This window comes from Saccharopolyspora antibiotica (assembly GCF_047200635.1).
In the GTDB taxonomy this organism is placed as follows: Bacteria; Actinomycetota; Actinomycetes; order Mycobacteriales; family Pseudonocardiaceae; genus Saccharopolyspora_C.
This window is the reverse complement of record NZ_JBJZOI010000007.1, coordinates 24,956-46,488: the sequence shown is the minus strand read 5'-3', so window position 1 is coordinate 46,488 and position 21,533 is coordinate 24,956. Positions and strand designations below refer to the sequence as shown.

The window sequence follows — 21,533 nt, the reverse complement described above, 5'->3', positions numbered from 1 at the left end:
CACGCCGCTCGCCCGAGCAGCCGCCCCGGAGGACGAGGCAGCGGTCAGGACGTCAGGGCGCGCAGGGCTTCCCGGACCTGGCCGCGCGCGGCGGCGAGGGCTTCGGCGGCGCGGGCGATCTCGACACCGGTGAGCAGGTGCACCAGGGCCGTCTTGAGATCGCCGCCGGCGGCGGCCAGCGCCCGCTCGCACTCCGGCTCGGCGGCGTCGGTGGCCTCCCGCAGGATCTCCACGGTGCGGCCGCGCAGCTTCGCGTTGGTGGCCAGCAGGCTCACCATCAGGTTCGAGTAGGTGCGGCCCATCCGGATCATCACGGCCGTGGAGAACGAGGTGAGCACCAGCTTCTGCGCGGTGCCCGCCTTCATCCGGGTGGAGCCCGTGACCGGCTCCGGGCCGGTGTCCACCGCGATCACCACGTCGGCCGGGGCGGCGCCAGCCGACTCCGGGTTCGACGACATCAGCGCCGTGCCCGCCCCGGCCGCTCCCGCCGCGCGCAGCGCCCCGAGCACGTACGGGGTCCGCCCGGAGGCGGTCAGCCCGAGCACGAAGTCCGCACCGGTCACCGCACCGCCGATCTCCGCCGCCCCCGCCTCGGCGTCGTCCTCGGCGTTCTCCACCGCCTTCTGGAACGCCCCGACCCCGCCCGCCTGGTGCGCGACGACCCAGTCCGCGGGCACGTTGTAGGTGGGGATGAGTTCGGCGGCGTCCAGCACCGCGAGCCGCCCGGAGGTCCCGGCCCCCACGTAGTGCACCCGTCCGCCGCCGCGCAGCGCGGCCACCGCCAGGTCCACCGCGCGCGCCAGCTCGGGCAGCGCCCGGCCCACGGCCTCCGGCACGGTCCGGTCCTCGGCGTTGAGGATCCGCAGCACGTCCAGCGTCGGCAGCAGGTCGATGTCCCTGGTCCGCGCGTTGCTGCGCTCGGTAGGCGCGTCGACCCGCACCGCCGGTCGTTCACCGCTCATCGACCGTCCTCCTTGTGCCTGCGGCGGTCCGGGCGGGCGCCGAGCCGGTGCCCGCCGACCGCCTCGTAGGTGGCTTCCAGCGCTGCCTCGGTGTCCTCGATCCGGTGCTGAGCCACCCCGATGAACAGGCAGTCGATCACGGTGAGCTGGCCGATGCGGCTGGCCATCGCCCCGGAGCGGTAGGTGGTCTCGCGCACCGCCGTGGTGAGCACGTGGTCGGCCACCTCCGTGATGGGGGAGCGGCTGAAGTTGGTCAGCGCCGCCGTGACCGCACCCCGGCGGCCCGCCTCGCGCAGCACCTCCGCTGTCTCGGTGGTCGCCCCGGTGTGCGAGATGCCGATCGCCACGTCGCCCTCGCGCAGCAGCGCCGCCGAGGTGAGCGCGGCGTGCGTGTCCGACCAGGCGAAGCAGGTCAGCCCGATGCGGTGCAGCTTCTGCTGCAGGTCGAGGCCGACGAAGGCGCTGGCGCCGACCCCGTAGACGTCGATCCGGCGGGCCTGCGCGACGGCCGCGACCACCGCGCCCAGCTCGGCCGCGTCGAGCTGCCCCGCGGTCTCCTCCACGGCCTTCGCGTCGGCGTAGGCGACCTTGTCGATGATCTGCTCCAGCCGCTCGCCCGGCTCGATCTCGCCGCCGAGCACCCGGTCCCGAGGCGAGGTGCGGGCGGTGTCGGCGGCCAGCGCGATGCGCAGGTCCGGGTAACCGCCGACCCCGATGGCCTTGCAGAACCGGGTCACCGTGGTCTCGCTGGTGCCCGCCGTCTCGGCCACGTCGGTGATGCTGCGCCGCGCGATGGACGCGGGAGCGTCCAGCACCACCTGGGCGACCCGCTGCTCGGCCTTGGCCAGGCCGGGGAGCAGGGAGCGGATCCGCACCAGCGGGCTGGACGAGCCGACTCCGGCGGGGACGTCGTCAATGGCCATGTGGGAAACTTACTAACCTCGATCTGCGCAGGTCAATGCGGGTTTTTCCGGTTCCTCCCGAGCTGTCGCGCCCGGCGCGCTGAAACGTCGGCCCGCGAGTGGGCGGTCTTCGGCGGCCACCGGGGCGGCCCGCGCGTTCGCTACGCTGCGTGCGGACGCGAGCGGCGCGGAACGGGGTGACATGGGCGGGTCAGCTGACCTCGGCGCCGAGTTGTTCTGCGCGACCGGGTGGGGTGCGGGGCCCCTCGCCGACCACGCGGAGTTCCTGCTCCAGCAGCACGAGGCGGGCGCGCTGCGGCTCCACGACCGGGGCGCGCTGGATCCGGCGGACCCGGCGACGCCCCGGCGCTGGCGGATGACCTGGCAGCGGCCGGAGGGCCCGGTGTCGGCGGTGCTCGCGCTGCTGCGCGGCCGGGAGCAGGCGAGGGTCTGGTTCGCGGCAAGATGCCCGGCGGGGTGGGGCGCGGGAATCCCGTCCCCGCTGATCCGCGCCGGCCTGGCCCGGTTCCCGCTGGCCGATCCGGGCAGCGGGCTCGCGGTCACCGGATCCACCGTGCGCGACGATCCCGATGACCTGCCCGGGCTGCTGGCCGCTGTTCGGGACCGGCGGAGCGAGACCGCCGTGCTGGTCCGCCACCTGGACCGGGAACCGGGTTCGCCGCTGGCGGTGCCGCGTCCCGCGGCGGAGTTCCGCGCGGCGACGGCGGGCTGCGCGGTGGCGGTGTTCGTCGGTGACGAGGTGGCCCGGCGGCTGGACGCGGAATTGCCCGCGCCGCAGCGGATCCCGTGGCGCGGCGCCCGGTTGTTCCTGCCCGGACCCTGGTCGGCCGAATCGGATCCCGAACTGTCCGAAGGGGAGGCGGAGTCCGCCGCGGCCTGGCCGGCGCTGGCCGACCTGGCGCTGCGGATCGCGCGGCGCCGCGAGCCCGGCTCGGCCACCGCCGACGCCGAGCTGTGGTCGCTGCTGCTCGCCGGGGGCTGGCACGACGAGCGGGTCGCCGATTCGCCGGTCGGAGCGGGCGAGCGCTGGTTCGCGGGCGAGGGCGACAAGTCCGCGCTGCGCAAGCGGATCCAGTCGGCCGCCGCACGCGAGGCGGAGTCCCGGGAGGTCGTCGCGCGGCGCTCCGGCGAGCTGGAGGAGCTGGACGCCGAGCTCGGGAGCGCGACCGCGCGGCTGGCTTCGCTGGAGCTCTCCCGGCGCAGGCTCGCGGGCGGTGCGCTGCGGTTGCGGGCGCAGCGCGACGCGGCGCGGGAACGGCTCGCGGGCACCGCGCTCGGCCTCGCCCGCCACCGCGTCGAGGCCGCGCGGCGGCTGAGCCGCGTCCGCGCGGACCGGCTCGACGAGTGCGAGCGGGAGCTGGAGCGGTTGCGGGACAGGGAGGCTCGGCTGCTCGCCCGCGCCGGAACCGTGCCCGACGAGGTGCCGACGCCGTCCGAGCCCGCCGGACTGCGGTTCGGGCCGGAGGTGCTCGCCGAGATCGACGAGCTCGACCCGGCGCGGGCGCGGCGGTGCGCCCAGGCGCTCGACCTGCTCGCCGCCTACGCCGCCGAGCCGGACGGCGCGCCCGCCGCGCGGCTGCGGGCCGGAGGAATCCCGCCGCTCGCGCTGGGCCGCGCGGACCCGGCCGCCGCGACCTTCCGCGTCCCGGCTGAACTGGCGGCGTCCGGCTGGGCGGTGTTCGACGGCGTCGTGCGGCTGGACCACGCGGGCGAACCGGCGATCCTGCTGCACTACCTCGACGACACGGCGGGCCCGACGGCGGCGGTGCACGTCCACGTCGGCCCGGACCTCGCGGGCGGTGCGCGGTGATCCCGGCCGACCCCGGTGTCCCGGGGGCCGAGCCCTCGGCCCCGGAACCCCTGCCCCGCACCGCGTTCTGCGCGGCCGGGCACGCCGCGTCCTCGGCGGCCGACCTGGGCGACCGGCTGCTGCGCGCGCACGAGGCGGGCGAGCTGCGGCTCATCGACGCCGGGCAGGAGGCCGAGTCCGGGCTGCCGCGCCGCTGGCGGGCGTCCTGGGGCCGGGGCTCGACCGCGGTCCGCGCGGCCCTGGTGGTGGCGCGCGGCCCCGGCGCGGAGACCGCGTTCTGGGTGCACGCCGAGGCCGCCCGACCCTGGTCGATCCGCGACCAGGTGTCCCCGGTGCAGCGGCTCGGCCTGCTGGAGCACGACCCGCGCGATCCGCGCGGCGCCTACTCGTTGACCGAGCAGAACCCGCTGGTGGGCCTGGAGGACGTGGAGTTCCTGGTGCACACCTTCGCGGGCGGGGTGCGGGACTCGCCGGTGCTGGTCTTCCACGGCGACCTCGCGCGCCCGATGCCGCCGGAGCTGCTGCGCTTCCGCGCCGCGACCAAGGGCCTGTGCGGCCTGCTGCCCGTCGACGACTCGGTCCGGGAGCGGGTGAACGCGCTGCTCCCCGAGGACCGGTGGCTGCCCGCCCGCGCGGCCCGGCTCTACCTGCCGTCGTGGTGGGCGCCGCACCTCGACGACCCGGTGGTGCCGGGGGAGCGCTTCGGACGCCCCGGCGAGTGGCGGAAGCTGGTGGACATCGCGCTGCGGGTGAGCTCCTGGCGCGCGGGCGGTGCCATCCGGATGACCGGTGGGGCGTGGCGCGCGCTGCTGGTGGACCCGATGCACGACCGCCGCGTCGCCCCCGGCACGCGCGGCGGCGCCCTGCGCTGGCTGCCCGCCGCCGACGACGGCGGGGCCCGGGTGCTGCGCGACCGGCTCGGCACCGCGGCGCGGCAGGAGGAGCTGGCCAGGGACCGGGCGGATTCCTCGGCGGCGGAGCTGGCCGAGCGTCGCGCCGGGTTGCGGCGCCTCCGGGACCGGGCCGGGCGGGCGGAGCGCTCCCGGCGGCGGCTCGCGGAGCTGGCCGGGCGGCTGCGGCGGCAGCGCGACGAGGCGGAGTCGGCGCTGCGCTCCGGGTCGGTGCTGGCGACGGTCCGCGCGGCCCGCGAGGCCGAGCTGGAGGCGGCGCTGCACGCGGAGGAGCTGGACGCCGCCGAGGACGAGCTGCTGCGGCTGCGGCACCGGGTCGCCGAGCTGGAGCGCCTCGGCAGCCCGGAACCGGGGCCGGACGCGGCCCCGCCCGAACCCGTCCCCGAGCACGCCACCTTCGCCGAACTGCTCGCCACCGCCCGCCGCGAGCTGCCCGCGCTGCGCTTCGGTCCCCAGGTCGATCCGTCCGCCCTGGACGGGCACCGGCGAAGCGGGCAGTGGTTGCGGCGCACCTGGAACGTGCTGGTGCTGCTGGACTCCTACGCCCGCGACCGCGCCGGTGCCGCCGATCCGGGGCGCGCCGACCTCCGCGGCTTCGCGCACTACGTGCGCGCGCACGGCGGAGAGCGGGGCATCAGCCCGGCGCTGGTGGCCTCCGGCGAGAGCGAGCTGGTGGTGAACACGCCGCGCTTCCGCACCGCCCGCACCTTCCCGGTCCCGGCGGAGGTGGAACCCGCCGGGCACGCCTTCTTCGGCGCGCACGTGCGGATCGACCGCGGGGGCGGGGTGGCACCGCGGCTGCACTACGTCGACGACAGCAGGGGCGCCACCGCGTCCATCCACATCGGACATCTGGGTCCGCACCTCCCCGGCCCGGAGAGCAACTGACCCGGCGGCGGGACGAATCGCCGGGCAGCACGCGCGCCCCGGTGCGGTCGTGAGCCGATCACCGCCGCGCGCCGACCGGGGTTCCACCGCCGCCGCTCGGCCCGGCGCCGCGGATCAGCGCTCGGTGAGACGCCAGCCCTCGGCGGTGAACGCGCCCGGTTCGAGCTCCCCGTCCAGCAGCGTGCGGTCGCGGTCCGCGACTTCGATCCCGTCCACCTGCACGCCCCGGCCGGTGTACCGCGCGTCCGGCGCGTAGCGCCAGCGCAGCAGCAGCCGCTCGCCCGGCCGCGCGTCCGCGAAGCCCTCGACCTCCCACCACGCCCGGTGCCCGGCGCCCGCCAGGCCCTGCTGGGGGCCCTCCGGCGCGCCGTCGCCGCGCGCGGTGACCCGCACCGGCCGCCAGGACGCGCCGCCGTCCGCGCTGGTCTCGACGATCAGCGGATCGGCGCCGTCGCCGTCGCGCTGGGTGTCCACGAACGCGTCGAAGGAGACCTGCACCGGCCCCGCGACCGGACCCAGCTCCCAGGTCGTCAGCTCCGCCGGTGCGGTCGCGGGCGCCGACCACTGCTGCGCGCCCCGCGACGGGCGCACCGCCATCGACTCCGCCATCCCCTGCGCGATCGCTTGCCGCGCCTCGTTGTTCGAGCCCCACTCGCGGGAGGGGTGCACCCGGTTGGTCAGCAGCACCACGACCGAGCGCGACCTCGGGTCCAGCACCAGCGAGGTACCGGTGTAGCCGGTGTGACCCGCCGAGGCCGGACCGCTCAGCCCGGCCATGTACCAGCGCTGGTCCAGCTCGAAGCCCAGCCCGTGCGCGTTGCCGGGGAAGGCGCCGTTGAAATCGGTGAGCATCCGCTCCACCGAGTCCTCGTCCAGCAGCCGCGCGTCCCCGTAGCCACCGCCGTTGAGCAGCGCCTGGCCCAGCACCGCCAAGTCGTGCGCGGTGGAGAAGATCCCCGCCTCCCCGGCGACCCCGCCCAGCGACCAGGCGTTCTCGTCGTGCACCTCGCCGCGCACCACGCCGCGCGGCGGATCCGCCTGGAACTCGGTGGCCGCGATCCGGTGCCGCTTCGAGGCGGGCGGGTTGTAACCGGTGTCCACCATGCCCAGCGGCCCGGTGATCCGCTGTCGCACGACCTGGTCCAGCGGCTCCCCGGCGACGCGGGAGACCAGCACGCCCAGCGTGATCATGTTCGGGTCGGAGTACTCGTACGAGGTGCCCGGCGGGTGTTCCGGGGTCAGCGCCATGACGTGCGGGATCCGCTCCTCCGGGGGCAGCTTCCACAGCCGCACCTCGGCCTGCAATCCCGAGGTGTGGGTGAGCAGCTGGCGCACGGTGATCGATCCCTTGCCGTGCGACCCGAACTCCGGCAGGTAGCGCGCGACCGGTTCGTCCAGCCCCACGTCGCCGTCCTCGACCTGCTGCAGCACGGCGATCGAGGTGAACAGCTTCGTGATCGACGCGACGTCGAAGATCGTGTCCGGGCGCATCGGCTCCTGCTCGCCCGGGGGCAGCTCGGTGCCCCGCCCGTCCGCGTAGCGCACCTCGTGGCCGTAGGCGTCCTGGCGCACCACCACCCCGTCGTGCGCGAGCAGCGCCACCGCCCCCGCGTACATCGGGTGCTCCCGGCCCGGCGTCACCTCCGTCCACGCCGCGACGCGCCGCAGCGCCGCGTCGATCGGCGCCGGATCCAGCCCGGCCTCCCGGGGCGAGCCCGGCCGCAGCACCGCGTCCGGTTCGGCGAAGCCCGCCTGCGGTCGGTCGAAGCGGCCGCCCGCCCCGGCGGGGGAGGAGGCGCACGCGGGGCCCGCTCCAGCCACGGCGACCGATGCCAAGAGCAGCGCCGTCAACGTCCTGCGCATCACGACCTCATCCCTCGTCGGTCCCCGTTGCTCAGCGGTAGAGCAGGAATCGTCCCCTGCTGCGGCGGAAGCTGGCGAGCTCGGCGCGCCACGAACCGGTGATCTCCGCAGCCCCGGCCCCCGCGTCGATCATGGAGCGGACCCGGTCCGTTCCGGTCAACTTGTCGAACATCCCGTCCGGGCGCCAGCCGAAGACCCGCGGGTAGAGCCGCTTCGCGGTGACCAGCATCGTGATCGCCACCAGCACCGGGTCCGGCGCCCCGTCCCGGTGCACCTGCACCCCGCCGCAGGTCGCGTCGGCGTGCTTGGAGAAGGTCGGCACGAAGTAGGTCTCGCGGAACCGCACCCCGTCCAGCCCGGCCGCGTTCAGCTCCTCGGCCCACCGCCAGTCGATGCCGGGGGCGCCGACGATCTCGAACGGCCGCGTCGTGCCGCGCCCCTCGGACAGCACCGTCCCCTCGAACAGCCCGGTTCCGGGGTAGAGCATCGCGGTGTCCGTGGTCGGCATGTTCGGGCTCGGCGGCACCCACGGCGCCGGGGGCTGCGCGCCGCGCCCGCGCCAGCCCTCGACCCGCACCACCGACAACCGGTCGCCCAGCGGGTTCTCCAGGTGCTCGGCGTCGAACAGCCGGGCCAGCTCGCCGGCGGTCATCCCGTGCTGCAGCGCGATCGGCAGCAACCCCACCCCGGAGGCGAACTGGGGCTCCAGGACCGGGCCGCCGACCTGCTGGCCCCCGATCGGGTTCGGGCGATCCAGCACCACGAACTCCGCGCCGACCCGCGCGGCCGCCCGCATCGCCTGGTACATCGTCCAGATGTAGGTGTAGAAGCGGGCTCCGACGTCGGCGATGTCGAACACGACCCGCTCCACCCCGGCCTCGGTGAACATGCGCGCCAGTCCCGGCACGTCCGCGCCGTAGGCGTCGTACACCGGCAGCCCCGTGCGGGGGTCGGTGACGTCCCCCTCGGAACCGCCCGCCTGCGAGGTCCCGCGGAAGCCGTGCTCCGGCCCGAACACCGCGGCGATGTCCACCGCGCCGGAACGGTGCATCGCGTCCACCACGTGCTCCAGCGAGGCCAGCACCCCCGTCGGGTTCGTGAGCACCCCGAGCCGGCGTCCGGCCAGCCGCCGCCAGTCCTCCGCGGCGAGCACGTCCGCACCCGTGCGCAGCGCCCCGGCGGCGGGCTCGTCCGGCGCGGCCGCGCAGGCGCTGCTCGCGCCCAGCAGCGGTGCCGAGAGCGCGGTCGAGGCCAGGAAGCCCCGTCGGTTCAGCCGCATCGGGTCACCAGCTCAATCCGTGGCCGAACGGGAAGCGCTCCGCGCCGGGCGAAGCCGGGTCGGGGACCGGAACCGGGAGCCTGCCGACCGGGGCCTGCTCCCCGAACAGCACCCGCGCCAGCGATTCCATCGCCACCGGCTTGTCCGAGTACGTCGCCAGCCACGTCGGCACCTCCTCGACGTACGCGGCGTCGTAGGGGTCGCGCACCGCGACCGCGATCACCCGCGCACCCGAGCGGTGCAGCTCGCGCACCAGGTCCCGCTGGCTCGCGTTGGTCTCGTTCCAGGCCGCGTTGGTGAGCACCACCGCGGTGCCGCCCCGCGCCCGGTCCACCGCCTGCCCGATCTGCTGCGGGGTGGGGGCGGTGCCGGTGGGCAGCGCGGTCGCTTCCGCGCCCCGCGCCTTCACCCGTTCGGCCAGCGCTGTCGCGGCCTCGTCCCCGGCTCCGGTGACGAGCACCGGGCCCGGATCGCGCAGCGGCAGCTCGTTCGCGTCGTTGCGCAGCAGCGTGGTGCTGCGATCGGTGATCCGCTGCGCCTGCTCCCGGTGCTCGGCGCTGCCGACCACCCGGTCCACGTTCGCCGGGTCGACGAACGGGTCGTCCAGCACGCCCCGCTCGCGCTTCATCTCCAGGATCCGCTCGACGCTGGCGTCGATCCGATCCTCGGTCAGCTCGCCCGAGCGCACCGCGCCCAGCACGCCGTCGATCGCGACCTGCAGGTTCTGCGGCATGAGCAGCTGATCGGCGCCCGCCCGCAGCGCGAGCACCGGGATCTCGGCGTCCGGGTGCGCGGAGCGCACGCCGTCCATCTGCAGCGAGTCGGTGACGATCACGCCCCGGTAGCCGAGCTCGTCGCGCAGCATCCCGCCGAGCACGGTCGGGGACAGCGTCGAGGGCTCGCCGGAGTCGTCCAGCTCCGGCACCACGATGTGCGCGCTCATGATCGCGTCGGTGCCCGCGGCGATCGCCTCCCGGAACGGGGGCGCGTCCAGCCGCTCCCACTGCTCGCGGGTGTGCTCGATGACCGGCAGCGAGGTGTGGCTGTCCTGGTTGGTGTCGCCGTGCCCCGGGAAGTGCTTGGTCGCCGCCGAGACGCCAGCCGCGCCCGGAGCCTGGTAGCCGCGCACGGCCGCCGCCGACAGCTCCGCGGCCAGCCGCGGGTCGGAGGAGAAGGAGCGCACCCCGATCACCGGGTTCGCGGGGTTCACGTTCACGTCGCCGCTGGGCGCGAAGTTCTGGTTCAGGCCCATCGCGCGCAGTTCCTCGCCGGTGATCCGCGCGGACAGCTCCGCGCCCTGCGGGCTGCGGCCGGCGCCCAGCGCCATGTTCCCGGGGAGCTGCGTCACGGGCTCGCCGATCCGGGTGACCTGGCCCTGCTCCTGATCGGTGGAGATCAGCAGCGGGATCCCGGCGCCGGAGTCCACCGCCGCGCGCTGCACCCCGTTGGAGAGCTCGGCGAGCTGCCTCGGCTCGTGCAGGCTGTCGGTCCAGGTGAAGTGGATCAGTCCGCCGAGGTGGTAGCGCTGCACGACCTGGGCCGGGGTGTCCACGCCGAACTCCGCCCGGTTCTGCGGGTGCGGGGTGTCCGCGCCGGGGCCGTAGGCGTAGGTGACGAAGAGCTGTCCGACCTTCTGCTCCAGCGTCATCGAGCTGACCTTGGCCCGGACCGAGGGGGCGACCTGGCTGTGCAGGGCGGGTGGGTCCGGTTCCTGAGCGCCCGCGGCGGAGAGCCCGCCGCCGACGGCGAGCACGGCCGCCGCGCCGCTGAGCACCGCCGTCAGCCGGCGGGAACGTGTCGAGCCCACGGGGGACCTCCTGGGGCTGTTGCCCACGGTCCCCGTGGGGCGCCGGTTCGGGGGCGGCGGGCGAGGGTGGAAAGTCGTCCACCACATCGTGACTGGAGTCCGGAAGCTACCCACCGGCCGGGGCCCGGTCAACGTCCTCCGCGGCCGGTCGCGGGAAACCTGCCTGATCAGCGCATCGGGGCCGCCGCCGGGGCCCGCGCACGTGAACGGCGGCGCCCGCCGGAGCGGACGCCGCCTTTCGCGTCGGAGGACGGGTTACCAAGCGTGCACGAATGTCGTAACTTCTGGGCTAGGCGTCCGGCGTCCCGGTACGCAACCCCGTGAACGACCGGCCTCACGTGGCGGCAGCGCGTGGGTGCTCCGTCCTTGCGCACGGAGCCCGGTCCAGGGTGGACGGTGCTTCTCCTCCGCACCGCCCCTGGCCGAACCAGGGTCCGCACTTCCTTTGTAGTCCCGGGCGCACTCCGAGGCAATCCCCGATCCGTGGGGCGATCAGCGGCCCCGGCGGAGGCGCCGCAGGCCCCACCAGGTGGCCCCGGCGGCGGCGACGGCGCCCACCCCGACGCCCGCCGCGGTGACCGCCGCGCGGGACGGGGTGGGGAACCGGGCGCGCAGCGAGATCGGCTGCTCGAACGACAGCGAGGGCCAGCCCCGCTGGGCGGCCTGCTTGCGCAGCCCGCGGTCCGGGTTCACGGCCGTCGGGTGGCCCACGGTCTCCAGCAGCGGCAGATCGGTCACGGAGTCCGAGTACGCGTGGCACGCGGCGAGGTCGTAACCGTGCTCTGCGGCGAGTTCCCGGGCCGCGACGGCCTTGTTCTCCGCCGAGCAGTAGAACTCGACCTCTCCGGTGTACCTGCCGTCGACGACCACCATCCGCGTTCCCGCGGAATGCGTGGCCCCGAGCAGGGCGGAAATCGGAGCCACGACCTCTTGCCCAGAAGCGGAGAGGACCACGATGTCGTGCCCTTGCTCCTTGTGCTCCGCGATGAGCTGGGTGGCTTCCTTGTAGACCAGCGGGTCCACGATGTCGTGCAGGGTTTCCTCGACGATCGCGTTGACCTGCTCGACGTCCCACCCGGCGCACAGCGAGGTGATGTGCGCGCGCATCCGGTCCATCTGGTCGGCGTCGGCCCCGGCCAGCATGAAGACGAATTGGGCGTAGGCGCTTTTGAGCACAGCCCTCCGGTTGATGAGGCCCTCTTGGAAGAACGGTCTGCTGAATGCGAGCGTGCTCGATTTCGCGATGACCGTTTTGTCCAGGTCGAAGAAGGCTGCCGTCCGGGGCTCGGCGGCGGCCGGGGGGTTCGCGGGGGCTGTCACGGGGCACAGCATACGAAACCGCGCGGGTGTCCGGACGGTTGCTCGCTGGGCCGATCGCAGCAGTCACCCTCGGTATCCGCTGAGGTCCCCGTGATCGTGGCTCAGGCGTGCGCGGAATGGCGATGCCCTGCACGCTGAGTTTTCGCGCGTGCGTGCGGCGGCCGACGTTCCTCCTAATGGACGGGGCGCGTGTGCGGGTCGTGGGGCGCTACAGTGAGGGGGTCCGGGAGTCCCGGACGGGTTCAGCTCGACCCCCCGGAGCTGAACTCAGACGACCCCCGTCCCTCCCCCCTGACGGGGGTCGTCTCCTTTCCGGGGTCCGGTGCGCGGCCGTCCGGTGCGCGGCGCATTTCGCGGGTTCTCCCCCGGCTGCCGGAACCGCTCGGATCTCCCGGACTTCTTCGGATATCCCCGGATCGAGTGGTTCTGATCTCTGGTCCCATCGTTGTCCGCGCCCGGCGCGTGACATTCCCGGTGCGGCGTGTGTGTGCGATTTTCGCTGACCACGGCTTCGTTTTCGGAAAATCCTCACCTTCGATCTCACTGAGCCGGGGGACGAGTTATCCACAGGTCGTCGTCTCCTCCACAGATTTGCGGAGCGGGATCGACGCGGGCCCGCCGTTCCCGCACGGTGGAAGGCGAGCGGGAAAGCGACCGGAATCGAGTTTCGGAGCCCCCGCGACAACCCTCCGAACGGAACGGGGACCACGCATGTCCACGACCGCACCGCTGCTCATCACCCGGGACGTCGCCCTCGCCGAGGACGTCGGTCGGCTGGCCGCCGTGGCCGGCTGCGAGGTGCGCGGGCACGAAGACGCGGCGACGGTCGGAGCCGCCTGGCGGGACGCCCCGCTCGTGCTGCTCGACGGTCCCGCGACCGCGGAGGTGCTCGCCGCGGGATTCCCGCGAAGACGCGGCGTCGCGGTGCTCACCCGGGGCGAGGCCGAACCGGGTTGGCGACCGGCCTTCGAGGTCGGCGCGTTCGCGCTGCTGGAGCTCCCGGAACAGGAGTTCCGGCTCGTCGAGCTGTTCACCGACGCGGTCGAGGGGCCACCCGAGCCGACGGGCGACGGCCGGGTGCTGGCCGTGCTCGGCGGCTCCGGCGGTGCCGGGGCGTCCACGCTGGCGGCGGCGATCGCCGCCCACGCCGCGCGCGGTGGAGCGGGGGCGCTGCTGCTGGACTGCGACCCGGCGGGTGGCGGGCTGGACCTGACCGTCGGCGTGGAACGGACTTCCGGGCTCCGCTGGTCCGGGCTCACCGTCAGCGGCGGGCGCATTCCGGCGACCGCCCTGCACGCCGCGCTCCCCGGGCGCCGCCTCGGCGCTGGACGGCTCACCGTGTTGTCCTGCGACCGGGACCGGCCAGGGGCGGGGCTGACCGCCACCTCGGTCGCCGCCGTGCTCGACGCGGGTCGGCGCGCGGGCGAGACCGTGATCTGCGACCTGCCTCGCGAACCGTCCGAGCCGGCCGCCGCCGTGCTGCGCCGCGCCGACCTCGCGATCGTGGTGATCTCGGCGGAGGTCCGGGCCTGCGCGGCCGCCGCCGGGGTCGTGGAGCGGCTGGCCGACCACGCGGCGGGCCCGGTGCGGGCGGTCGTGCGCGGCCCGGCGCCCGGCGGGTTGACGGTCACCGACGTCGAGCGGGCCGTGGGCGTCGACGTGCTGGCGGCGTTCCGCTCACAACCCGCGCTGACCGCCGCGGTCGACCGGGGCGGCCTCTGCGGGACGCGCTCCGGCAGCCGGGGCCCGATCGCCCGCGTCTCCGGTGAAGTGCTCGCCGCGCTCGACGAGCTCGGTGCGGGACGGGTGGTGGCGTCGTGCACGCCGAGCTGATCGACCGGGTGCGCCGCCGTCTCGCGGGCAGCGGAGCGCCGGTCAACCCGGCCGCCGTCGCTGCGGCCGTCCGCGAGGAGTCCGGCGGCCTGGTCGCCGACGCAGACCTGCTCGCCGCGCTGCGGGCGCTCCAGCAGGAGTTCCTCGGTGCGGGAGCGCTCGAACCGCTGCTGCGCGACCCGCGGGTCACCGACGTCCTGGTGACCGGTCCCGAGCAGGTGTGGGTCGACCGGGGTGACGGGTTGCGCCGGTGCGCGGTGGAGTTCCCGGACGACGACGGGGTGCGCAGGCTCGCCCAGCGGCTCGCGGTCGCCACCGGCCGCCGCCTGGACGAGGCGCAGCCCTGGGTGGACGCCTGGCTGCCCGGGGCGGAGGCGGGCGCGGCGGTCCGCCTGCACGCGGTGCTGCCGCCGATCGCGGCTGGCGGGACCTGCCTGTCGCTGCGGGTGCTGCGCCCCGCCTCGCACGACCTGGGCGCGCTGCGGCGGCTCGGAGCCTTCGACGAGGAGATCGCCGCGCTGCTGCGGGAGGTCGTGCACCGCCGGCTCGCCTTCCTGATCACCGGCGGCACCGGGGCGGGCAAGACGACGCTGCTCGCCGCACTGCTCGGTGAGGTGTCCCGAACCGAGCGCATCGTCTGCGTCGAGGAGGCGGGTGAGCTCCGCCCCGGCCACCCGCACGTCGTCCGGTTGCTGACCCGACCGCCGAACGTCGAGGGAGCGGGCGAGATCCGGGTGCGCGACCTGGTGCGGCAGGCGCTGCGGATGCGTCCGGACCGGCTGATCGTCGGTGAAGTGCGCGGAGCCGAGGTCTGTCAGCTGCTGGCGGCGCTGAACACCGGTCACGACGGGGGAGGCGGGACCGTGCACGCGAACTCCCCCGCCGAGGTCCCGGCCCGGTTGGAAGCGCTGGCCGCTCTCGGCGGGCTCTCCCGGCAGGCGCTGCACAGCCAGCTGGCGGCGGCCGTGCAGGTCGTGCTGCACGTCCGCCGAGCCACGGGCCGCGGCCGCTTCCTGGCGGCGATCGGCGTGCTGCGCCGCGAACGCGACTTGGTGCGGGTGGTGCCCGCCTGGGACCACGAGACCGGGTGGGGAGAGGGCCGCCCGGACCTGCTGGCCCTGCTGCGGGAGCGAGGAGGTGCGTTCCCGTGCTGATCTGGGTGCTGCCCGCGCTGGCCCTGCTGAGCTGGCCGGACCGGTGCGCGGGATCTCGGCTCGCCGGGCTCCGGCCGGGCGCGACGGGGCGCTCCGGGCCCTGGTCGCGGGTCGCGGTGCCGCCGCTCGCGGCCGGGGGAGCGGTCCTGCTCGGCGGGCTGGCCGCCGGCCCGGGCGGGGTGCTGGCCGCTGCGGCGGTGGCGGCGCTCGCGCTCTGGTGGTGGCGCGGGCGCGGTGCCGAGCGGCACCGGCTGGCCCGCTCGGCCGCGCTGGCGGGCGGCCTCCGGCTGCTCGTCGCGGAGTTGCGAGCGGGGTCGCACCCGGCCGTCGCGGCGGAGGGGGTCGCGGCCGAGGCCGATCCGATGGTCGCGGGGCTCTTCCGCGACGTGGCCGCCACCGCCCGGCTCGGAGGGGACGCCTCCGCGGTGCTGCGCGCGGCAGCCGCTCCAGCCGCGCGCGGAGCGGAGGACCCCTTGGCCCGCGCCGGACGGGTCTGGGGACTGGCCGAGCGGCACGGCGTCGCACTTGCGGAACTGCTCGACTCGGTGCGCCGCGATCTGGAGCACCGGGTGGCCTTCGCCCGGGACGTCGAGGCGAAGCTGGCCGGTCCGCGTTCGACGGCGGTGGTGCTCGTCTGTCTGCCCCTGCTCGGTCTAGCGCTCGGGCAGTTGTCCGGAGCGGCCCCGCTCGCGGTCCTGGCGAGCGGGTTGATCGGGCAGGGGCTGCTGGTCGCAGGGGTCGGTCTGCTCTGCGCGGGCGTGGTGTGGACGGTCCGGCTGACCGGTTCGGTGGTGCGGTCGTGAGCGCGCTCGCGGCGGCACTGGGCGCGGTGGGGTTGCTCGTGCTGCCCGTCTGCCCCGCCCGGTCCCGGATGCCCCGGGGCCGTGACGGTCCGGCCCGCTCGGCAGCGCTGCGCGAGCGGCTCGGCGGTCCGTGGGTCCCGATCGCGGCGGCGGTCGCCGGGGGAGCGCTGGGCGCGCTGCTCGGCGGTCCGCTCCTGGGGCTCCTGGTCGCGGCGGCGACGTGCTGGTGGTCGCGGGCTCGGGACGGCCCGGAGCCGGTCGACCCGCTGGTGCCCGCCGCCGGTTGGGACCTGCTCGCCGCCGGAATGCGTGCCGGGCTGCCCCCGGTGGTGCTGGTGCGCGCGGTGGCGGCCGAGTTCACCGGCAGCGCGGGCGCCGCGTTGCGCGAGGTCGCCGGGCTCCTGGAGCTCGGGGCGGATCCGGTCGCGGCCTGGGAACCGGCCTTGCGCCACCCGGCCACCGCCGAGCTGGGCCGGGCGGCTCGGCGCACCGCCCGCACCGGCAGCGCGCTGGCCGAGGCCGCCACCGAACTCGCCGCCGGGTCCAGGGCGGAGCTGGCGGACCGGGCGCAGGCGCGCGCGCAGCGGGCGGCGGTGTGGGTGGCGGCCCCGCTGGGGCTCTGCTTCCTGCCCGCCTTCCTGGCACTGGGAGTGCTCCCGGTGGTGGTCGGCATGGTGCAGCGGCTCCCGATGCCCTGACGGGCGCGGAACCGAGAAGTCCACTGCGGGCAGAAGGGTGCGTCGCGCGGACGGCGCACGAGACGGCCGGAGCTGCTCCGGCGGACAGGAGCCGGTCATCGGACCGGCGAGCGGAAGGAGAGGATCATGGTTGTCCGGACGGTGAAGTCGGTGGTGTGGACGATCAGCACCTGCGACGGGGGGCCGCTGCGCTGGCTCGCGACGGCAGATGAGCTCGCCCGACGTCGGTGGCGCGCCCTGCTGCGAGGTGACGGGGGCATGAGCACCGCCGAGTACGCGATCGGGACGGTGGCCGCCGCGGCGTTCGCGGGCCTGCTCTACGTGGTGCTCACCGGCGATTCGGTCACCCAGGCGCTCACCTCGCTGGTCGAGCGCGCGTTGCGGAGCGGTGTCGAATGAGCGCGGCACGGCTCGCCCGCGGCCTCCGCCGGTCGCTCGGCACCCGCGTCGGGGCGGGCCGCGATCGCGGTGCGGTGACGGTGGAGGCCGCGCTGGGCATCGGGGCGGTGGTGGCGGTGTTCCTCCTGGTGCTGTCCGCGATGGGCGTGCTGCTGAGCCAGCTTCGCTGCACCGACGCCGCTGTGGAGGCGGCTCGCCTCGCGGCGCGCGGAGACCACGACGGGGCGCGGACCGCGGTGAACGGCTTGGCCCCGGCCGGGGCCGAGCTGGTGCTGACGGTCGAGGACGGCCTCGCCATCGCCGAGGTCACGGCACCACCGGGCGCCGGGCTGCTGCCCGAGCACTGGCGGAGCAGCCGCGCGGCGGCGGCGCTGGAACCGGAAGCCCCTGAGCCGGAACCCCCCGCGCCGGAGGTACCGGTCTCCGGGGCTCCCGCTCCGGAGGACGACGATCCCGGCTCCGACGATCCCGGCTCCGGGGGCTCGGGACCAGGATCCGGGGTACCGGGTGGCGCGGCGGCGGAGCCGTGACCGGTGGTGCGGCGGGCGCGCTCAGGCGCGCGCCCGCCCCCGCGCGGGAGGCCGGGCCCTCCGACGGCGGTGCCGCGACCGCGCTCGCCGCCGTGCTGATCCTCGGACTGGTCGCGCTCGCGGGTTTCGGCATCTCCCTCGGATCGGTCATGCTGGCCCGGCACCGGGCGGAGGGCGCCGCCGATCTCGCGGCGCTCGCCGCCGCGGCCCGCGTTCCGCAGGGCCGCGGGCCCGCCTGCGGCACCGCGGTCCAGGTGGCCGAAGCGATGCGGGCCCGGGTGATCGACTGCGCGTTGGACGGCACCGACGCCCGGATCGTCGTCGCGGTGCGCGCGCCGAGCGGTCCGGGAGTGCTTTCTCCGCAGGTCACCGGCCGAGCCAGGGCTGGCCCGGTGGCGCGCTGAGCGTCGCTCGGCCGCGCTGAGCGGTCCGGCTCCGCGGTCGAGCGTCCGATGATCGGCACTCGCCGGGCCGCTGGCGGCACTCCGGCATATCAGCGCCCCTCTCAGCCCCCGCACGCTCGTCGCCGCTGAGCGACCGGTCGTCGACATGGGGGGTGTACGGGGGTGGGGGGGATGACGTTGATTGGAAAGTGCGGAAGCGAGCAGGAGACCCCGACATCGTGGTCGGTCTCAGGTGAACGGTCGCGGGGCAGCGATCGGCACGGTGCGAAAGCTTTCGCCACGGTTGAGTGAGGAGAAGTGATGGACTGGTCAGCGGACAGGCGGCCCAGCGCTCCCGGGGCGATCGCCCCCGGAGGGGCCGGTGCTGCTGTGGAGGCCAGTGTCACCGGATGGGCCAACGCCTTCCGGATCGAGCTGCGGGTGCAGGCCATCGAGCTCGCCTCCCGCGGTTGGTCGGTGCTGCCCGGCACCTATCCGACCGGGTACGAGGCGGGTGCCCCCGCCTGGTCCGAATCCGGGATCGAGCGGTCGAACGGGACCTCGCACCCCGTTCCCGTTCACGCGGACTGGCAGGACCGGCTCGGTGCCGGTGTCCGCCAGGTCGCCGACTGGTGGGCCGAGCAGCCCTACAGCCTGCTCGTCGCCACCGGCGACCAGGTCGAGGCGTTGGAGACCGGCGCCGAACTGGGCAGGCGCGCCGCGCGGGCGCTGCGGGCGCTGGGTGCTCCGGCGCCGATCGTGGCGACCCCCGACGCGCGCTGGTACTTCCTCGCCCAGGGCGGCTCCGCCAGCGCGGTGTGCCCCGAGCTCATCGCGGCGGGCGCGGTCCGCAGGCACAGCACCGGCAGCTGGCTGCCGGTTCCCCCCAGCACCTTCCACCACGGAGTCGTGCACTGGCGGGTCAAGCCGGAGGTCTGCGGATGGCGGCTGCCGTCCCCGGAGATCATCGGCGAGGCCCTCCGCGCAGGTGCCGACGCCGTCCCAGACGTGGCCGAACTCGTCGTCGCGGGCAACTAGCCCGCCTCGACCGCGAACCGAGTCGCCTGGCACTGGACGCCCGACCCGTCCAGCGGGCACCCCCGATGGGGGACGGTGGCGGGAGCGAGCGGGACCGGCGAACCCCCTCGCTCACCCGATCCGCCGCCAGCCCCTAGCCCGGCCCGGAGACTCCCCCGTGCGCGGTCGACAGCACGTCGAGAACAGTCACCGCCCCCGCCTTGTCCAGCGGTTCGTTGCCGTTCCCGCACTTCGGCGACTGGACGCAGGACGGGCAACCCGCCGGGCAGTCGCAGGAGACGATCGCCTCCCGCGTCGCGGCCAGCCAGGGGAACAACGCGGCGAAGCCGCGGTCGGCGAAGCCGGCTCCCCCGGGGTGACCGTCGTGCACGAACACAGTGGCCCGACCCGTGTGTTCGTGCAGGGCAGTGGAGACACCACCGATGTCCCACCGGTCGCAGGTCGCGAACAGCGGGAGCAGGCCGATCGCCGCGTGCTCGGCGGCGTGCAGCGCGCCGGGGATGCGCGCCGGGTCCAACCCGGCGCCCCCCGGCGCGTTGCCGGTGAGCAGGTCGTCCGAGATCGTGTACCAGACCGCCCTGGTCACCAGCGTCCGCGGCGGCAGCTCCAGCGGCACCTGGTCCAGCACCTGACCCGAAGGCAGCGTGCGGAGGTAGCCGACCACCTGCGAGGTCACCTCGACCTCCCCCAGGCAGACCGCCACTCCCGACGCCGGATGCAGCTCCTGCTCGGTGCGCAGCACCGCGATGTCCACCAGCTCGCGCGGTGAGGTCGTCCAGTCCGGGTTCTCCGCGTGCACCAGCGCGATCCCCGCGTCCAGGTCGAGCTCGTCGACCACGAACGACTGGCCCTGGTGCAGGTGGACGGCCCCCGGGTGCACCGTGGCGCACGCCGTCTCCGGATCCGCTGTTCCCAGCAGCCGTCCCGAATCCCCCTCCACCACCGCGACCTGCTGGCCGCTGGAGCCGCGCAGCTCCACCTCCCGGTGCGGCCGCTCGTGCGAGGTCCAGTACCAGCCGCGGGGTCGTCGCCGCAGCACCCCGGCGTCCGTCAGCGCCTCGGTCGCCGCCCGCGCGGGCGTTCCCCCGAAGACCTCGAACGCCGCCTCGTCCAGCGGCAGCTCGGCGGCCGCGCACGCCAGGTGCGGTTCGAGGACGTACGGGTTCGCCGGGTCCAGCACCGTCGCCTCCACCGGGCGGTCCAGCACGGCGGGCGGGTGGTGCACCAGGTAGGTGTCCAGCGGGTCGTCCCGGGCCACGAAGATCACGAGCGCGTCCGCGCCGTCCCGCCCGGCCCGCCCCGCCTGCTGCCAGAACGAGGCCAGGGTGCCGGGGTACCCGGCCACCACCACCGCGTCCAGGCCCGCGATGTCCACGCCCAGCTCCAGCGCGTTGGTCGCGGCCACCGCCAGCAGTTCGCCGGTCAGCAGCGAGCGCTCCAGCTTCCGCCGGTCCTCCGGGAGGTACCCGCCCCGGTAGGCGGCGACCTTGCCCACCAGCTCGTCGTCCACTTCGGACAGCGCTCGCCGCGCGCTGAGCGCCGCGAGCTCGGTGCCCCGCCGGGAGCGGATGAACGCCAGCGTGCGGGCGCCCTCGACGACCAGTTCGGTCAAGATCCGGGCCGTCTCCGCCCCGGCCGAGCGGCGCACCGGGGCGTCGTTCTCCCCGGCGAGCTCCGGCAGCAGCGGCGGTTCCCACAGCACGACGGTGCGCGCGCCGCGCGGCGAGCAGTCCTCGGTGACCGCCCGGCACGGGGCGCCGATCAGCTGGTCGCCGAGCGCGCCCGCGTCCGAGACCGTGGCCGAGGCGAGCACGAACACCGGTTCCGCACCGTAGTGCCGGGCGATCCGCCGCAGCCGTCGCAGCAGCAGCGCCACGTGCGAGCCGAACACCCCGCGATAGGTGTGGCATTCGTCGACCACCACGTAGGCGAGGTTGCGGAAGAACCGCGCCCAGCGCGCGTGCTGCGCCAGCACGCCGAGGTGCAGCATGTCCGGGTTCGTGAACACCCAGCGCGCGTGCGCCCGCACCCAGTCCCGCTCCCCGCGCGGGGTGTCGCCGTCGTAGGAGGCGGCGCGCACCCCGTCGAGCCCGAGCTCGGTGATCGCCCGCAACTGGTCGGCGCCCAGCGCCTTGGTGGGGGAGAGGTACAGCGCGGTGGCGCGGTCGTCGGCGAGCAGCCGGGAGAGCACCGGCAACTGGTAGATCATCGACTTGCCGGAGGCGGTGCCGGTCGCCGCCACCACGTGCTCGCCGGCCCACGCCGCCGCCGCGCCCTCGGCCTGGTGCGCCCAGGGCCGGTCCGCACCGCGGCTGCGCAGCGCGTCCACCAGCTCTCCGGGCGCCCAGCCCGGCCAGTCCGCGTGCCGGGCCGGGCGGTCGGGCAGCTGTTCGACGTGCCGCAGCGGCGATTCCTCCGCCGGGACCCCGGCCAGCACCCGGTCCAGCAGCCGCTTCCCGCTGCTCTTCCGCTTCCCGCGCGCCGAGTTCACGACGTCGAGCCTCGCACAGCGCTTCCGGCGCACGGCTGCGCGCCCGTTCGGATCCGCCGGTGATCTCGTTCGAGTGGACTCGGTCGCCACGGGGCCGTGGCGGCCGGGTCCGGCCGGCTTCCGGGTGTGGGGTGGGCCCCAGCGGGGCCGGTCGCCCGAGCGCGACACGCCCGAATCGATCCGGCGAACGACACGCGATACACGACCTCACCCGTTCGGTCCACATTGAAGTGTGTCCGAACGGGTGATCAAGTCCGGACTGGATCGATCACTCCATAACAAACCAGCACGTCGCGACGAGGTGCGTATCACATCGTGAAGTAAGACACGTCAGGCCTGAATAGACTTCGCGGCCACGACTCCGCCCGCTGACGGCCCCTGTCGGCCGGCCCCGGGCGAGGCCGCACCGAGCGTCGGAGTGGACGCACCACCGCCCCTCCG

General features: G+C 75.5%; 17 protein-coding genes. 10 read left to right on the top strand and 7 right to left on the bottom strand.

Going from position 1 to position 21,533, the window contains the following annotated elements; genetic code table 11:
• Positions 1 to 44: 44 nt before the first annotated feature.
• Entirely contained in the window at positions 45 to 962 is a 918-nt protein-coding gene (locus ACL03H_RS06965; RefSeq protein WP_412810275.1) for an N-acetylmuramic acid 6-phosphate etherase, read from the bottom strand.
• Entirely contained in the window at positions 959 to 1,885 is a 927-nt protein-coding gene (locus ACL03H_RS06960) for a MurR/RpiR family transcriptional regulator (RefSeq protein WP_412810274.1), read from the bottom strand. Before ACL03H_RS06960 ends, ACL03H_RS06965 begins: the two co-directional genes overlap by 4 nt.
• A 181-nt stretch (positions 1,886 to 2,066) precedes the next feature.
• On the opposite strand from ACL03H_RS06960, the gene ACL03H_RS06955 reads away from it, so the two are divergent.
• Both ACL03H_RS06955 and ACL03H_RS06950 read left to right on the top strand, forming a co-directional pair.
• Positions 2,067 to 3,695 (top strand): coiled-coil domain-containing protein, encoded by a 1,629-nt coding sequence (locus ACL03H_RS06955; RefSeq protein ID WP_412810273.1) that lies wholly within the window; start codon positions 2,067 to 2,069, stop codon positions 3,693 to 3,695.
• Entirely contained in the window at positions 3,692 to 5,494 is a 1,803-nt protein-coding gene (locus ACL03H_RS06950; RefSeq protein ID WP_412810272.1) for a hypothetical protein, read from the top strand. Before ACL03H_RS06955 ends, ACL03H_RS06950 begins: the two co-directional genes overlap by 4 nt.
• 114 nt (positions 5,495 to 5,608) lie before the next feature.
• On the opposite strand, the gene ACL03H_RS06945 is transcribed toward ACL03H_RS06950, so the two are convergent.
• From ACL03H_RS06945 to ACL03H_RS06930, 4 genes are all read right to left on the bottom strand, one after another.
• Positions 5,609 to 7,357, bottom strand: a complete 1,749-nt coding sequence (locus ACL03H_RS06945) for a serine hydrolase domain-containing protein (protein ID WP_412810271.1) — start codon at positions 7,355 to 7,357, stop codon at positions 5,609 to 5,611.
• A gap of 31 nt (positions 7,358 to 7,388) precedes the next feature.
• Positions 7,389 to 8,636, bottom strand: coding sequence for an exo-beta-N-acetylmuramidase NamZ family protein (locus tag ACL03H_RS06940; protein WP_412810270.1), 1,248 nt, complete (start codon positions 8,634 to 8,636; stop codon positions 7,389 to 7,391).
• 4 nt (positions 8,637 to 8,640) lie between these two features.
• The gene (locus ACL03H_RS06935) at positions 8,641 to 10,443 is read right to left on the bottom strand and encodes a glycoside hydrolase family 3 protein (protein WP_412810269.1); all 1,803 of its coding nucleotides are present in this window, start codon (positions 10,441 to 10,443) and stop codon (positions 8,641 to 8,643) included.
• Positions 10,444 to 10,935: 492 nt separating this feature from the next.
• Positions 10,936 to 11,775 carry an HAD family hydrolase gene (locus tag ACL03H_RS06930; protein WP_412810268.1) on the bottom strand — a complete coding sequence of 280 codons (840 nt, stop codon included), beginning with the start codon at positions 11,773 to 11,775 and terminating at the stop codon, positions 10,936 to 10,938.
• 699 nt (positions 11,776 to 12,474) lie between these two features.
• Here ACL03H_RS06930 and ssd point away from each other — a divergent pair.
• The 8 genes from ssd (at position 12,475) to ACL03H_RS06890 (ending at position 18,601) form a co-directional block, all read left to right on the top strand.
• Positions 12,475 to 13,596 (top strand): septum site-determining protein Ssd, encoded by a 1,122-nt coding sequence (ssd, locus tag ACL03H_RS06925; protein WP_412810267.1) that lies wholly within the window; start codon positions 12,475 to 12,477, stop codon positions 13,594 to 13,596.
• Positions 13,581 to 14,750, top strand: coding sequence for a TadA family conjugal transfer-associated ATPase (locus tag ACL03H_RS06920; protein ID WP_412810266.1), 1,170 nt, complete (start codon positions 13,581 to 13,583; stop codon positions 14,748 to 14,750). The genes ssd and ACL03H_RS06920 overlap by 16 nt, the downstream gene beginning before the upstream one ends.
• On the top strand, positions 14,744 to 15,553 hold the full coding sequence (locus tag ACL03H_RS06915) for a type II secretion system F family protein (RefSeq protein WP_412810265.1): 810 nt from the start codon (positions 14,744 to 14,746) through the stop codon (positions 15,551 to 15,553). Before ACL03H_RS06920 ends, ACL03H_RS06915 begins: the two co-directional genes overlap by 7 nt.
• Positions 15,550 to 16,251 carry a type II secretion system F family protein gene (locus ACL03H_RS06910; RefSeq protein ID WP_412810264.1) on the top strand — a complete coding sequence of 234 codons (702 nt, stop codon included), beginning with the start codon at positions 15,550 to 15,552 and terminating at the stop codon, positions 16,249 to 16,251. Before ACL03H_RS06915 ends, ACL03H_RS06910 begins: the two co-directional genes overlap by 4 nt.
• A gap of 126 nt (positions 16,252 to 16,377) precedes the next feature.
• Positions 16,378 to 16,650 (top strand): DUF4244 domain-containing protein, encoded by a 273-nt coding sequence (locus tag ACL03H_RS06905; protein WP_412810263.1) that lies wholly within the window; start codon positions 16,378 to 16,380, stop codon positions 16,648 to 16,650.
• The gene (locus tag ACL03H_RS06900; RefSeq protein ID WP_412810262.1) at positions 16,647 to 17,180 is read left to right on the top strand and encodes a TadE family type IV pilus minor pilin; all 534 of its coding nucleotides are present in this window, start codon (positions 16,647 to 16,649) and stop codon (positions 17,178 to 17,180) included. The genes ACL03H_RS06905 and ACL03H_RS06900 overlap by 4 nt, the downstream gene beginning before the upstream one ends.
• Positions 17,177 to 17,584, top strand: a complete 408-nt coding sequence (locus ACL03H_RS06895) for an Rv3654c family TadE-like protein (protein ID WP_412810261.1) — start codon at positions 17,177 to 17,179, stop codon at positions 17,582 to 17,584. Before ACL03H_RS06900 ends, ACL03H_RS06895 begins: the two co-directional genes overlap by 4 nt.
• A gap of 300 nt (positions 17,585 to 17,884) precedes the next feature.
• Positions 17,885 to 18,601 (top strand): bifunctional DNA primase/polymerase, encoded by a 717-nt coding sequence (locus ACL03H_RS06890; RefSeq protein ID WP_412810260.1) that lies wholly within the window; start codon positions 17,885 to 17,887, stop codon positions 18,599 to 18,601.
• 133 nt (positions 18,602 to 18,734) lie between these two features.
• Here the strand turns inward: ACL03H_RS06890 and ACL03H_RS06885 are convergent, their stop codons facing one another.
• Positions 18,735 to 21,092 (bottom strand): DEAD/DEAH box helicase, encoded by a 2,358-nt coding sequence (locus ACL03H_RS06885; protein ID WP_412810259.1) that lies wholly within the window; start codon positions 21,090 to 21,092, stop codon positions 18,735 to 18,737.
• Positions 21,093 to 21,533: the final 441 nt, after the last annotated feature.